9 protein-coding genes are annotated in these 14,615 nt (G+C 70.8%); 1 reads left to right on the forward strand and 8 read right to left on the reverse strand.

Features of this window, described 5'->3' with window-relative positions; genetic code table 11:
- Positions 1–28: 28 nt before the first annotated feature.
- The 6 genes from ACFY5B_RS26425 to ACFY5B_RS26450 all read right to left on the reverse strand — a co-directional run bounded on the left by ACFY5B_RS26425 (position 29) and on the right by ACFY5B_RS26450 (position 10,070).
- Positions 29–2,932, reverse strand: a complete 2,904-nt coding sequence (locus ACFY5B_RS26425) for an ATP-binding protein (RefSeq protein WP_389973349.1) — start codon at positions 2,930–2,932, stop codon at positions 29–31.
- Positions 2,933–3,124: 192 nt separating this feature from the next.
- Positions 3,125–4,132 (reverse strand): (-)-alpha-amorphene synthase, encoded by a 1,008-nt coding sequence (locus ACFY5B_RS26430; RefSeq protein ID WP_389973352.1) that lies wholly within the window; start codon positions 4,130–4,132, stop codon positions 3,125–3,127.
- Complete coding sequence (locus ACFY5B_RS26435; RefSeq protein WP_389973355.1) at positions 4,116–5,438, reverse strand: cytochrome P450; 1,323 nt, start codon at positions 5,436–5,438, stop codon at positions 4,116–4,118. Before ACFY5B_RS26435 ends, ACFY5B_RS26430 begins: the two co-directional genes overlap by 17 nt.
- A gap of 441 nt (positions 5,439–5,879) precedes the next feature.
- Positions 5,880–8,738, reverse strand: a complete 2,859-nt coding sequence (locus ACFY5B_RS26440) for a glycosyl hydrolase 115 family protein (protein ID WP_389973358.1) — start codon at positions 8,736–8,738, stop codon at positions 5,880–5,882.
- Positions 8,739–9,126: 388 nt separating this feature from the next.
- On the reverse strand, positions 9,127–9,597 hold the full coding sequence (locus ACFY5B_RS26445; protein WP_389973361.1) for an SRPBCC domain-containing protein: 471 nt from the start codon (positions 9,595–9,597) through the stop codon (positions 9,127–9,129).
- A 68-nt stretch (positions 9,598–9,665) separates the two neighbouring features.
- Complete coding sequence (locus ACFY5B_RS26450) at positions 9,666–10,070, reverse strand: DUF779 domain-containing protein (RefSeq protein WP_389973364.1); 405 nt, start codon at positions 10,068–10,070, stop codon at positions 9,666–9,668.
- A 158-nt stretch (positions 10,071–10,228) separates the two neighbouring features.
- On the opposite strand from ACFY5B_RS26450, the gene ACFY5B_RS26455 reads away from it, so the two are divergent.
- Complete coding sequence (locus tag ACFY5B_RS26455) at positions 10,229–11,155, forward strand: phosphotransferase family protein (protein ID WP_389973367.1); 927 nt, start codon at positions 10,229–10,231, stop codon at positions 11,153–11,155.
- Between the two features lie 6 nt (positions 11,156–11,161).
- On the opposite strand, the gene ACFY5B_RS26460 is transcribed toward ACFY5B_RS26455, so the two are convergent.
- Both ACFY5B_RS26460 and ACFY5B_RS26465 read right to left on the reverse strand, forming a co-directional pair.
- Positions 11,162–13,201: a CocE/NonD family hydrolase gene (locus ACFY5B_RS26460; protein ID WP_389973370.1), complete on the reverse strand. Its 2,040-nt coding sequence runs from the start codon at positions 13,199–13,201 to the stop codon at positions 11,162–11,164.
- Positions 13,202–13,217: 16 nt separating this feature from the next.
- A complete protein-coding gene (locus ACFY5B_RS26465; RefSeq protein ID WP_389973373.1) occupies positions 13,218–14,531 on the reverse strand; it encodes an acetyl-CoA carboxylase biotin carboxylase subunit family protein in 1,314 nt (437 codons plus the stop codon).
- Between the last annotated feature and the right edge of the window lie 84 nt (positions 14,532–14,615).

Genomic DNA, 14,615 nt, shown 5'->3' on the forward strand with positions numbered 1-14,615 from the left:
CCCGTCGCGGCCAGGAGGCGTGGCGCCGTCACCGCTCCAGGCTGGGGCAGGCCTCCAGAGCCGCCACGAGACCGGCCGCGTCCGTACCGAGCTTGCGGTAGACGGAGGACATCTGCTGTCGCACCCCCTGCTCGGTGATGCGGAGCTGCTTCGCGACCACCGATGCCGGGTGGCCCTGGGCGGTCATCTCGGCGGCCTTGCGTTCCTGGGCCGTGAGCATGTCGGTCTGGGCGTAGCGGAGGGGGAGCGGGCGCATGCCCGCCGCGGACAGCTCCTCCCTCGCCCGCGCTGCCAGGGCCTCGGCACCGCAGTGCACCGCCCCTTCAAGCCCTTGGTAGAGCCGGTCGGCGGCCTTCTGCAACCGGCCGTTACGTGACAGCGCGGCCCCGTGACCGACCAGGGCACGGGCCAGCTCGTAGGCGGCCGGGGAGCGTTCCAGGTGGTCGACGGCCTGGTCGTAGAGGTCGAGTGCGGCCGGTCCACCGGTGACCTCGGCGAGGGTGTGCAGCGACTGCCCGATGACGGAGGCGGCGCCGAAGTCGCGGGCGCGCTTCACGGCCTCCTGGGCGTGGCGGATCGCCTCGTCGGGGGCCGTGGGGGCCAGTGCGGACGCGAGGCCGAGCTGCCATGAGCACCAGGCGGGGTTGCGCCAGGCCCGCTTGTCCAGCCAGGCCCCGACGGCGGTGAGCAGCGCGATCGCGTCCGCTTGCCGTCCCTCGGCCAGGAGCAGTTCCGCGTACACGGTCCGGGGGTCGGGATAGATGACGGCGTTCGGAGTCACGGCGCCGTACGCGAACTCGTCGGCGAGCTGACGCGCCTCGGTGATCCGCCCGCGGGCCAGCAGTGTCTGGATGAGCACGCCGACGGCGAACCACTGGGCGGGCACCGCCCCGTCCACCTTCTCGGCGATACGCAGCCCTTCCCGGACCAGGTCCTCGGCTTCGGCGAGACAGCCACGGCGGTAGCGGATGTAACCGGCCAGGGTCTGCCCCAGGGCCAGGTGGGACCCCCGCCAGCCCTTGCTCACACACTCGGCGATGCCCTTGTTGAACAGCTCCTCCGCACGCCGCGGCTGGTCGCCGTACATGAACACCATGGCGACCGACACGGGCACCTCGAAGCCCCGGTTGTCGTCGGTCCAGCTCATCCCGCCGTCCAGAGCCTTCTCGGCGTAGGTGAGCGAGGTCTCCCGTGGTTCGCCGCGTTTCATGGAGTCCCAGGCCCGCAGGCCCATGATGCAGCGCTCCTCCAGGCTGCGACCGGGCAGTTGTCCGGCCAGCCGGGTCAGCGTGCGGGAGCGGGCGGGTGAGTCCACCTCGTCGGTGCGGACCATGCTCCACACGAAGTGATCCGCCTGCATGCGGAGTTTCACGCGCGGGTCGGCGGCCTTCCGTGCCTCCTCGGCGGCCACCGTCGCGGCCTCCGCCAGCTGGTCGGTGTGAGCCAGTGCCTGAGTCAGCGTGTAGACGATCGACGCGTGCAGATCGGGGTCGATGTCCGGCTCCGTCAAGGCCTCCCGGAGGTGGCGCACGGTGGTGGTCGGCTCGATCAGGAAAGTGCAGCAGGCCAGTTCGTACAGGATCGCGGCCCGGTCCTCGGGCAGGGGCGGCTCTCGCAGCGCTCGGGTCAGCAGCCTTCGCGCGGTATCGGTGGCCCCGGCTCGGAGACTCTCGCGAGCGGCCTCGCGCAGACATGCCACGGCGTCGGGCTTGCCCTCGCACGGCACTTCCAGCAGGTGTCGCGCGGCCGCGGTGGGGCGTGCGGCTCGCAGCGACTCCGCGGCGAGGTTGTGCAGGAGGACCCGGAAACCGGAGCGGATGTGACGGTAGATGGACGTGGCGATCAACGGGTGGACGAATTCCAGCTCGCCCTTCGGACCCTGCCCGTCGGCCAGGATGCGGGCGGCGCGCAGATTCGCGGTCGCCTCCGCCGCGTCCTCCTCGCCGAGCACCGCGATGGACGCGGCGAGTTGCGGTGCGAAGGGTGAGCCCAGGACGGCCGCGGTCTGAGCGAAACGGACCGTCTTCGTGTCGAGTCGCTGGAGCCGCTCGTAGAGCCCGGGCCCCTTCACCGTCGCGGCGAACTCGCGCATGGCGGGCAGGTCCCGCTCGGTGCCCTTGAGCTGGTGATCGCCGAGCCGGATGGCGAGTTCCACCGCTTCGAAGGGGCTCCCGCCGGTGACCTCCCAGCACTCCTTGCAGAACCTGTCCTCGGCGTCCTTCCCGAGCTCGTTCCTGATGATCCGGGTGACGCTGTCCGCGCTGAGCCGGTCTAAGGCGAACGGACGCCTGCCGTGCCGGCTTGCGAGCGTCCGGAACGCGTCGCCCTCGGGCGGGAGTTCGTCGGGCCGGTAGGCGGCCACGACCAGCAGGGGGAGGTCCTCGGCTCTCGGGGCGAAGGAGGCGAGCCATCCGAGGGACTCGGTGTCGGCCCAGTGCAGGTCGTCCAGGAGCAGGACGACGGGTGCCTTCCTGACGACCAGGCGGGTCATGACCCAGTCGAGACCCTCGCGTACGCAGAGCGGGTCCGGAGTCCGGGCGGCGCCCTTCGCCTCGAGGCCGAGCGCCGCCGAGACGATGTCGTACCAGCTGCCCAGAGCGCTGCGGAGCTTGTCCGAGTCCATCCTCGCCAGTGACGGCTGGACGAGCTGGCGCACCACGTGGAACGCCAGCTGCTGGTCCTTCTCGCCGCCCCGGCCCGAGAACACGGTGAAACCGTGCGCCGCGGCCCGGGCACGGGCCTGGTTGACGAGGGCTGTCTTGCCCAGTCCGGCAGAGCCGGTGAAGGCGAGGAGCCCGCTGCTCCGAGCTCGCGGAACCCCGTCGACGGCGTAGCGAAGCTCCGCCAAGGCGGCTTCCAGTGCGCGCAGTTCGCGTCGCCGCTCCAGCAACGGCCGGTTTGCGGAGGTCGGTTGCCGAAACTCCTGCTCCATGTGCCGCACCGCTTCCTGTCGTCGGCCATCGGAGAGACGCGACGAGCGTATGCCCATGTGGGTGCGGGATTGGACTGATTTGATGGTCAGTGCAACTGGAAAGGATGAATCGTGTCAGGGGGCGGTTCGGAGCTTCCTCCCTTCGGGTAATGTCCCTCGGTCATTTCTCCCGGGGATCGTCGGCCGGGGCTCTCATGCCGGAACAGGTGCGACCGCCGCGTCCGCATAGCGCGGCACCGTACGAGACCAGTAGTAGCAGCCGCGGATCCAGCCGATCATGCCGTCCACGTAGCCGGCACCCGCTGGGCTCAGTGCCGGTTCGATGTCCGCGTAGAGCTTCTCGACCTCGACGATCGTGCCGTTGATCTGCCGGATGGCGAGCAGCACCGCCGCGGGCAGCGAACAGCGGTGCGCGCGTTCGTAGGCGAGTGCCAGATTGATCATCCCGCCCGTGCGTCGTTCCTTCACCGCGGAGAAGAGGTCGGGTATCCAGACCGCCGCATCGGCCGACAGTCGGCTGAGGCGCCGCATCACGGGATGGTCGAGTTCCTCCTGCGTGAGCTCGCAGGGCTGCGCGGCCTCGCACAGTGGGAAGAACGGTTCGACGCCCGCGGTCAGCGACCGTATGGAACTGCACAGGCCGGTCCGGGGCGGAAGGGGGTGTGCCTGTGCCACGGCCTCGTACAGCAGGCCGTGGACGTACTCACGGCTCCTGGCCGCCCAGCGCGCCGCCTGCGCGGGGGTGCAGCGTTCCCGCACCTGCTCGTGGAGATCGGCCAGTGCGGCGCCGAGGGGCGTGGTGGGCGCCTGACCGTCGCGCAGGATCCCGACGCTTTCGCAGAGCATCGGCAGCAGCCGGGCCGGTGCCTCCCGGCCGACCTCCTCCGCCTGGTCGTCGAAGACGAACTGGTAGGCGATCTGATTGGCCGCGATCCGGAGCAGGCCGGAGTCCATGGCCGGGCCGTTGAAGGACGCGAGCTCCGCGGGGCGCGTGCGGGCGATCATCGTCGCCACCTCGGGCTCGGCGGTCAGCCCGTACTCGGCGAGCCAGGCGTCGACGCCTGCCGCCGCCTCGGCCTCGTGGTCGTTGCGCCGAAACGGAAAGGGCATGTGCAGATGGGTGTCGATCAGCTCCACCAGATTGGACGCCGCGTCCTCGTCCCGATCGCCGACGGTGATCTCCTCATGCGTGATCGGCATTGTCGCCACCTGCCCTTGGTGAACCCGGCACTTCCACGATGTCCGCATGTGCGGGACGGGACCTGCGGGAGCGTGGCTCGCAGGACATCACGAGCGATCGCTGTCCGAGAGTGATCGCCGGGCGCTGGCGCTCGTCGCGGCCCGGGAGATGGTGCAGACGCCAGCGGCCGGCGATGGTCGCGAGCGCCAGAGTGGTCTCCGCCATGGAGAACGCGTCCCCGAGACACTTGCGGCTGCCCGCGGAGAACGGCATGGTCGCGCGGCGCTGCTCGGCGGTGGCCCGGCCCGGCAGCCAGCGCTCGGGGAGGAAACGCTCCGGGTCGGGGAACGTGCCAGGGGAGTGGTGCAGGAGGTAGGGGCTGTACAGCACGGTGGCGCCCCGGGGCAGCCGGCGGCCGGCCAACTCCGTCTCCGCGGTGGTGATCCGGGTGAAGAGCCAGCCGGGCGAGGTGTGCCGCAGTGTCTCGGAGATCACGCTCCGGGTGTAGACGAGTCGCGGCAGATCATCGGGGCCGGGGCGCGCTCGTCCGTCTAGCACGGCATCGACCTCCGCGTGCAGCCGGCCCTCGGCCTCCGGATGGCGGGCCAGCAGACCGAAGGCGTCGGTGAGGCACAGCGCGGGCGCCTCGACCCCCGTGAGCAGCAGTGTGACCAAGTGGTCGTGCACCTCCTGCGCCGTCGAGGACGGCGTGCCGTCCTCGCGTCCAGCCGACAGCAGCGTTCCCAGGACGTCGTCGCGGGGAGCGCTCCCGCCGCGCCCGGCGATGGCCGTGGCGATGATCGCGTGCATGCGCTCGACCGCCCGCCGATAACGGCGGTTCGCGGGCGTCGGGATACGGAAGAGCCCGTCGACCGGCACGATCGTGCGGACGAACAGGCCGCGGACGATGACGGTCAGACAGTCCCGCACCTCCGCCGTCGTGGTCGCGTCGAGTGAGTCGGAGAGGAGGACGCGACTGATGGCGCGGGTCGTCAGTGCCATCATGGCCGCGCTGACGGGGACTTCCCGACCCGCCCGCCAGTCCTGGCACGCCGCCTCGGCCTCGTCGACGATCAGGTCCGTGTACCGGGCGATACGTGACGGGCGGAAGTCGGGTTGCAGCAGCCTGCGTTTGCGCCGGTGTGTGTCCTGGCGGCACGTGACGAGCCCGTCGCCCATCAGCTTTCCGAGCCTGTCGTAAAGCGGGCCGCCCTTGTCGAAGGTGCCCGGGTCCATGAGGACCTGGTGGACCAACTCCGGGTGGCACACCATCCAGGCGCGCTGAGGGCCCAGCCGCAACTCGACGAGATCACCGTGTGCGGGCAAAGAATTCAGAAACGCCAGCGGCCGACGGGCCAAGGCGATACCGTGACTGATGAATGGGAATATGCCTGGAGCAGTACCGACCGTCCATGTGCGCTCGGCTTCGGGAACGAGGCCGCTCATCGAGAACCACCTGCCTCAGTCGACCAGATAAGTCGGTGAAGTTTCACCGACCTGGTACTTGCACCATGTACTGCCCAGTCAAGGCTGCCCGCCGACCTGGTGAACCCTTTCTCCGAGGGGGCGCACGGGTGCACGGGGAAGCGCTGGGCGAATCATTGTCGATGCATGTCAGCACGGCTGATGCTTCTCGCCTGTCACTTGAGCGTCTTGAGTGGCCCCTTTTCCCTCGCCTTTCCCTCGCCGAACCTTCGATGCGAAATGCACAGCTCCCGGATCGGCGGAGCCTGAAGGTGGCTCCGCCCGTACCGCTCGGCCGGTGGACTATCCGCGGTGACTCTCCGGCGGCGCCAGATATCCACCCCCCACCCCACCCGTGTCGATCACGATCTGGTCCACGGCGATCCCCGGATCCACCATGAACACCCTCAGCACGTGCTCACCGGGCGCGGACACCGTCAGCCGGGTCGTCAGCTTCTCGATTCCCTCCTCCACATTGCGGGCCCAGGCGTCGCCCCGGTTGCCGGTGGCGATCGCCTGGCCCGACAGGACGGTCGGGGGCCGGTCGTCGAGGGCGACCGCGACGCGCCGCTCGCCGCGTTCGTCGAGGGAGGGCAGGCGGAAGACCGTCACCGGGAACGAACCGGCCGTGGAGAAGCGGACCCGGTAACGCAGCTCCGGCGACCGGGAGGTGAGGTTCTCGGTGATCGGCGGTGCCGTCGTCGGGACCGCCTCGACGGCGGCCGTGCGGCGGCCCAGCCCCCGTACGGTCCGCCATCGCGCCCCGCCGCGCGGCACCTCGCGGTCGAAGTGCGCGGCGTCGATCGACACATAACCGTGGGCCTCGACGAAGCCTCGGGCGCGCCGGTGCGCCCGTTCCCCGTCGTTGACCACCAGCAGTGGCACCTGGATGCTCCGGCCGGCACCGGTGAAGGTGAGCGTCGGACGGTGGGTGCCCTCCGGCGTCCGCGCCCAGTCGATCTCGGCCCACACCCTGATCTGGTCGGTGAGTTCGCCGCCGGTCGTGCTCAGCCGGACCCATGGGGCGCTCGGCTCGGCCCGCCATTCCAACGGCAGGAAGCCGGTGTTGAAGACGTCCACGAAGCGGCGGTCCCGGGTGTATGAGGAGAAGGACAGCGGGCGGTCGGTGCCCGTCTCGTTGCCCTCGGAGGCCAGGCCCAGGCCCGACGTCTCCTGGCGGGGGAGCCGGGTCACGGCCGGGCGGCCCGGCGCCTTCGGGATCTCCGAGGGGTAGGGGTTGACGATGCCGTCCCACTTCCCGCCCGCGATCTCGGTGTTGTAGCGCCGGGTGATCGCCTGCTCCTCGGCGTGGGCCGCGTCGGCCAGGTCCGCGAAACGGTTGGTGCCCGCCCCGCGGCCCTGGCGGACGGCGAGCGCGTTGCGGTCCGCCCAGTAGTACTTCAGGTTCATCAAGTACGCGCCGTGGACCGGGTATTCGACCAGCTCGTAGTAGGCGTCCCGACAGGCCTCGGGCAACTTCGCGCCGAGTCGGCGCGCGCGTTCCAGCAGGTCCTCGTAGGCCGTCATGCGGCGGCCCGCCTCGTCGCCGTGATGCACCGTCGAGAAGACCGCCCGGTCGATGAACTCCGGGCGTCGCTCCGCCGCCAGGCGGTAGTACTCCGTGCGAAGGGCGGCGATCTCCGAGCCGTACCGCCGGCCGAACTGGCGGCCCGCCCACTCCACGAGGAAGTCCTCGACGTCGCCGGGACCCCAGCGGTCCACGTCCCAGGCCATGTCCAGGCAGAAGGAGAGTCCCGTCTCGATCGACTTGATGTCACCGACGTTGAAGATCCACATGCGGTCCACCTGATGCTCGTGGACCCGGCGCAGCTCCTGCCACACCTTGCTCAACTGGGTGGTGTCCAGCCATAGATAGCTCCGCGGGCGCCCCCAGTAGGAGAGGTGGTAGTAGATGCCGTTGCCGCCGGGGCGTCGGCGCTCGGCCTCGTTCGGGAGCTGGCGCATGTTGCCGTGGTTGTCGTCCGGCCAGATCAGTGTCACGTCCTCGGGGACCTGGACGCCCGCGTTGTACAGCTCCAGAACCTCCTTGTAAGGAATGAAGATCTGCGGCTCGGCCGCCGGTCCCACCTCCTCGGCCAGGATGCGGCGCTGGTCGGCGATGATGTCGTTCATCACCACGACCTTCTCCGGGACGGTGGTGGCGTGCTTCGTCTCGAGCGCGGAGTCGTGCAGGCCCCGCATGCCGATGGTCCAGCTGCTCTCGTAGGCGGCGTTCTGGCGGGCCCGCGCCCGCCAGTAGTCGGAGATGACGGAGGGGTTGACCGTGTAGTCGTAGAGGGGGAGCGTGCCGTCTTCGTCCCGGTGTTCCTCGGCCCAGGGCTGCCATTCGTGGACGCCGTTGCGCAGCATGGCTTCGGGGTGGCTGGAGCCCACCACGATGCCGTAGCGGTCGGCCAGTTCGGGGTTCTCGCGGTGTTTGTTGAAGAAGTCGGAGTAGGGGTGCATCGCGGGCCAGAGGTAGTTGGCCTTGAGGCGGAGCAGCAGCTCGAAGACCCGCTCGTAGGTTCTCGGGCCGATGTTCTTGTCCGGCTCCTGGGTGCGGTGCGACCAGGTGGTGAGGTTCTGCTCGTCGTTGATGAAGACGCCCCGGTAGCGGACGGCGGGTTCCCGGCGGACGAAGGGGCCCGCAGGGACCGTCACCGTGTCGCGCCGGACCACGGGGACGTCGGCCCACCAGTACCAGGGCGACACGCCGATGCGTTCCGAGGTGTCGTAGACGCCGTAGACCGTGCCGCGGCGGTCGCTTCCGGCGATGACCAGGGCACGTCCCACGCCGGGCAGCGGGCGGTCGACGACCTGGGTGACGGACGCCTCCCAGCGGCCCTTCACCCGGGACACGTCCAGGCGTCCCCGCCCGATGAGCCCGTCGATCACGGGGCTCGCGCCGATCGTCCCCACCAGGATCAGGAGTTCGGCACGCGGCGGCACGGTGTGCAGGAGCCTCGGCCGTACGCCGCCGACGCGCTCCACGTCCGCCTGGAGGTCGCCGGCCGCGCGGATGACGGCGTGGTCGTCCGCCGTGTCCACGAACACGTCCACGGCAGTGCCGTCCTGGAGCAGGGGGAAGTCCGGGCGGCGGGCCGCGGAGGCGGCCTCGGCGGTGACGACGGGAAGCATGGGAGCGGCGCCTGCGGCGGCCATGCCTCGTAAGAAGGACTTGCGGGTGACGGACGGGAGCGAAGGTCTCTGCGGCACTGGGTACTGCCTTTCCGCGCCGGCCCCGCGACGGTTCCTCGTCCGGCCGTCGGCGGGGCTGCGCACAGGGGATTGGCATGAGCAGGCTAGAAAGCGCTTGCCGCAGCACCCTAGGGGAGGCTCTGTGAGGGCGTCCAGATGGGGGCGGTGGGTCCGCTGGTGCGGGACTTCCCGCCCGGCCACCGCCGAAGTGCACCTCTGCTCGACCCTCGGTCCACACCCGGCCGTGACAGCCGGCCGGCCCGCGTACGGCCGCCGCCTCGGCGCCCTCCCTCGACGAGGGCTCGGGCGGGCGCCGCCGTCGGTGTGCGCCGACTCCGGGTGCTCCCGCCGCTCAGAAGGAGCCGTCACCCTCCACGAGCCGGGCCAGGTTCGCCAGGGCCGTGCGCGTGCCCGTCTCGTTGTCCGCGGCGGGCACGGCGTCGGGAATGCCCTCGTGCACCATCAGCACATCGGTGCCGCCGCCCTTCGCGTCGGTGAGCGTGGTCGTCAGCGTCATGGTTCCGCCCAGCGCGGGGTCGGTGGTCTCGAACTCCAGCACCTCCACCACCTGCTCGTCCGGCACCAGCCGCGCGAAGTGGCCGTGGTACGTGTCGGTGTGCGCGGCCGACTTCCCCGAGGCGTCCGGTGCTTCGTAGGTGAGCGAGACACGGAACCTGCCGCCCTCACGGGCGTCGAACTCGTGCACCTCGCCGCTCATGCCGGTCGGCACCCGCCAGCGTGCGATCGCCTCCGCGCTCACCAGCGCCCGGTAGACGGCGGGACGAGGAGCGTCGACGTGGCCGGAGACCCGGGACGTGTACATGGGGCCACCCTAGGCGCTGCCCCGGGGATCGGGCGGCAGACGCGGACGGCCGGTCCGTGCGGAAGGGCTCAAGCGGTGTGGTCCGCCCCGTTCGGCAGGGGCGGTTCCGATGCGAGGCGGCGCAGCTCCCCGTCGGTGAGGAGGCGGGAGCGCAGCAGGAAGCGGACGCCCTCCGGGGCCTCCAGCGAGAAGCCGCTGCCGCGGCCGGGGACCACGTCCACGGTGAGATGGGTGTGCGACCAGTACGTGAACTGGTCCGCGCTCATCCAGAACGGCGTGTCCCCGGCCACGTGCCCCAGCAGGACGTCCGAGGCGCCCACGCGGAACTCGCCCCGCGGGTAGCACATCGGGGCGCTGCCGTCGCAGCAGCCGCCGGACTGGTGGAACATCACCGGCCCGTGCGTCCCGGTCAGCCGCCGCAGCAGTTCTTCGGCGGCGGGGGTGAGTTCGACGCGTCCTGTGCGCACGGACATGTGGTCCTCCTTGCGGCGGCGTGGGTCGGGAACCGGTCCTTGTCGCGAGTCCTCCAGTATCCGCCGCCGCACCGGCCAGGACCATGAGGCGGGAGAGGCAGCGACGGCCTGCGGACCGGCGCGGGGACCCTACCGGGGGCGCTGGTTGAATGCCGGTCGTGACCGAAACCGACACGCACCGGTCCGACCGCTGGGTCCGGTACTTCGACCGACGTGGGTATCCCCGTGCACGGCGGCTCGCCGCCGGCATGGAAGGGACCGTCTACCGGCTCCGGGACGGGATCGTGGCCAAGGTGTGGGACGGGCGCCCTCCCGAGGACTTCGGCCTGACCCGACGGCTGTACGCCGACATCGCAGCGCATCCCCTGCCCTTCGGCACTCCGGAGATCCTCGACGTCGAGGAGCACGACGGGGTGCTCGTCAGCTACGAACGCGAGCTCGGGGGACGCCCGTTGCGCTCGGACCACGACGGCGGCGAGCCGCCCGCCCGTGACCTGCCCCGCCGGGAGAGCGACGCCCTGCTCACCGTCCTGCGCGCACTGGCCTCCGTCCCGGGAAGCGAGGCCATGCGGCGCCTGGTGATCCAGGGGGACGACCGGCCGCTCTGGCAGGGCCACTCCCGCTTCCCCGACGCGCTCGCCGCCCTCGTGGAACGGGCCGCCGGCCGGAACCACGACGCCCTCACCGCGCACGTGCCCGGACTTGCGGACGTCGTGTCCCGCACGGCCGCCGAGCTGCGGGCGCTGCCCGGCCGGGCCGACAGCGTCATCCACGGCGACCTGGTGCCGCCCAACATCCACATGGACGAGGCCGGGCGCCCGGTCGCCGTCCTCGACTTCGGATTCTGCACCACCGCCGGCGACCCCGCCTTCGAGGCCGCGGTCACGGCCGCCGTCTGGGACATGTACGGACCTCACGCCGCCCACCACACCGCCGAGCTGACCCGTCTCTTCGCCCGGGAACTGGGCCATGCCGAACAGGACCTGATCCTCTACCGGAAGGCCTACGCCCTCATCACGTACGACCTCTTCGGCGCGGGCCCGCACGACGGGCACTTCCGCTGGTGCGCCACCTTGCTGCGGTGACGCCGACTACAGCAGGTCGCGGGGGACCTTCTCGTTCCAGGTGCGGGAGAAGACCCGGCGGTCGGACTCGTACGCGTCGAGGGTCGCGTCGACGAAGAAGTCCGTCTCGTCGCACGTGAGCCGGGTGTGGGTGACCACCCGTACGTCCCAGTCGTCCCGCCCGAACCGCATGGTCCACGTGGTCTCGCCGCCGACCGAGGTGAAGTCGTCGGCGACCGCCGTGTAGCGCTCGTGGGCGCGGCGGCCGGACTCCAGGCCGATGTCCTCGAAGCGGACCGTGCCCCGGTCCTTCACGATGTCCAGCTCGGAGTGGTAGCCGATCAGGTCCCGCTTGACGTCCCAGCGCTCCTCCGGGGGCGTCACCTGGGTCATGGCGAGCGGGGGAGTGCCCTCGGGCTCACCGAAGGGCGACGACGGCACCTCGTCGGGCTCCTCCACCGGCCGCACCGGCAGAGTGAGCGTGCTGGAGTGCTCGTGGACGCTGAGCAGGGCCGGCTTCGGTGCCGGCCAGGCCAGCGGCCAGTAGGACGTCGACAGGGACAGCCGGATGCGGTGGCCGGGCGGGAACGCCTGCGCCACACCGTTCAGCGGGATGGTCGCCCGGTAGCGCCGCCCCGGCTCCAAGGGCTCCGGCGACTCCGTGCTGTCACGGCGGGTCAGGTTCAGGATGCCGTACGAGACACGCGTCGCGGAGCCGTCGGGGCTCACGTCGGACAGCCGCGCGGCCACCATGGCGACCGGCTCGCTGACCGACAGGTCGAGTTCCACGCTCGGCGAGCCGAGGATCTCCAGCGGCTCGGTCAACGGCTCGGTGTCGAACACGAGGGAGCCGCCGTCCTCCTCCCGCTGGTCGTAGGGCAGGTCCGGGGGAGCGTTGTAGGAGGCCCACTTGCCCGCGAACTGGCCGACGGACAACGGGGAGCGCACGGTCATCGCCGCACCGCCCTCCGGCGCCTCCGCGGTCGCGTCCCGCGCGGGCCCGATCGTGTGCCGGGTGAGCGGGTGCGTGACGGGCCGGATGTGCGGGGACGGCCAGTCCGGCTCGCCCACCCAGCGGCCCGGCCGCTCCTCGTACGAGGTGGAGGGCGGCACGCTGTCCTGCATCCATGCCTGGAGCATCGGCCCGTCCATGACGCCGTTGTCGGCGCCCTTGAGCCAGTGGTCCCACCACCGCACGAGCTCCTGGAGGTAGCCGATCGCGGGGCCGGGCTCCCCGAGGTGGGGGAACTTGTGCGACCAGGGGCCGATCAGGCCCTTGCGGGGCACGTCCAGGTTGCCGAGCAGCCGGGTCACGGCGTTGGAGTAGCCGTCCGCCCAGCCGCTGGAGGCCAGGACCGGACACTGCACGCTGGTGTAGTCCTCGCACACCGAGGCGTGCCGCCAGTAGTCGTCGCGGCGCTGGTGCCGCAGCCACTCCAGCACCCAGGGCTCGGTGTTCTCCAGCCGCTCGTGCCACATCTCGCGCCAGCGCTCGCCGACCACGGCCGGGTCGGGCGGGCAGGTGCCGTAGGCGAACATGGTGCCCGCCTCGGCCAGGTTGTCCGACAGCAGGGCGCCGCCCATGTAGTGCATGTCGTCGGAGTGCCGGTCGTCCGTGAAGGACGCGATGGCGATGGCCTTCAGGCTCGGCGGCCGGCGGGCCGCCACCTGCAGCGCCGCGAACGCGCCCCAGGAGATGCCCATCATGCCGGTGCCGCCGTCGCACCAGGGCTGCTCCGCCAGCCAGGCCAGGACCTCCTCGGCGTCGGCCTGCTCCCGTTCCAGGTACTCGTCGCGCAGCACACCCTCCGAGTCACCGGTGCCGCGCAGGTCGACGCGGACACAGGCATAGCCGTGCCCGGCGAGGTAGGGGTGGTGGATCGAGTCCCGTACGGCCGTCAGATCGCGCTTGCGGTACGGGATGTACTCCAGCACCGCCGGCACCGGCTCCTGATCGGAGGAGGTGGGGCGCCAGATGTGGGCGGAGAGCCGGACCCCGTCGGACATCGGGATCGTGACGTGCTCTTCTTCCTTCGTCTCGTACGGCAGGTTGGTCACGTAACGCATGGAAGTGACGTGCTCCTCACTTTCGCGCGGCGTCGGTCTCGGCCGGGGCGTCCTCGAAGGCCAGACCCAGGGCGGCCACGCAGTGGTCGAACTTCTCCCGCAGCTCCGCCTCGTCGGCCCCGCCGGTGTAGATGTGCGCCAGCTCGTAGCTGTAGCTGTCCTGTCCGGGCAGCTCCGAGAGCCTGTCGCCCTGCTCGGGGATCACCTCGATGCGCACGCCCGGGGTCTCCCGCTCGATGCGGGCGATCTCCTCGGGGCCCGGCACCCGGCGCACCACACCGTCGGTGAACCAGCGGTGGTACCACTTCGCGGCCATGGCGTACTCGCCCTCGCGGTGCGGCATGTGCGGGTCCTCGCCGAGGGCGAGACGGACCATGCAGTGGTGGTTGGGCACGCCGTCCACGTACTGGAACAGCTCCGCGTGCGACTGGGAGTGCCGCGGGTTGATCTCCAGCAGGTTGATCTCCTGGGTCCGCGGGTCGTAGAAGTACTCGATGCTGAAGGTGGCCGAGTCCATGCCGATCTGCCGCATCACGCGCTCGCTGACGTCGTGCAGCTGCGCGATGACCGGCGGCGGCAGCGTCGAGGGGTACTGGTGGCGCAGGAAGCAGGGGGAGTCCGGGTACTGGATGGAGTCCAGGACCCCGTAGACCGTCACCTCGCCCTGGTGGACGTAGCCCTCGACGGCCACCTGGACGCCGGACATCGACTCCTCCGCCAGGCACACCCGGCCGCCCACGCCGTTCATCTCCGGCGGCAGGTCGATGCGTTCGAGGATGTGCTCGAAGGGGCGGCCGATGCGGGATATGCCGTCGCGGATCTCGGAGACGGCCTTGTGGAACTCCTCCTCGTCATCGACTCCGAAGGCGAGCTCCGAGGAGTACGAGAGGGCGGGCTTGAGCCACATCGGGAAGGTCACGTCCTCCGGCGGGCGCGGCGGCTCGGCCGACAGGTCGACCTGGCCGAAGCGCGGGTGCCGGTCGGTGACCTTCTGCTGCTCCAGCCGGCTCCAGTACTTGTGCTCGCACTTGACCACCGATTCCAGGCTGGTGCTGCGGGTGCCGTAACGCTCGCTCAGCATCGGGACGAGGGTGCTGACCGGGAAGTCCCAGTAGCCCACGATCGCGTCGATGCTGCCGTCGAACGCGTCGAGCACGCCCTGGGCCTTGTCGAGCAGCGTGGGCAGGTCCACCTCGCCGACCTGGAGCTCCTCGATCGTCAGCAGCGGGTGAAAACGCAGCTGCTCGGCTCCCGGGACCTGCTGAAGTGTGGGCAGGTTGGCCTCGTCGAGCCCGATCACGAAGACGTTCTTCACCGTCTCGTCAGACACGGCTCTCCTTCCGACGGCGTACGGCCCGAAGGCCGTCTTGCAAGATCGTCGGAGTACCCCTCGTGTCTGCCGGCATGCCGCTCC

Origin of the sequence: Streptomyces sp. NPDC013187, assembly GCF_042899705.1 — a bacterium.
Lineage (GTDB): Bacteria > Actinomycetota > Actinomycetes > Streptomycetales > Streptomycetaceae > Streptomyces > Streptomyces hawaiiensis_A.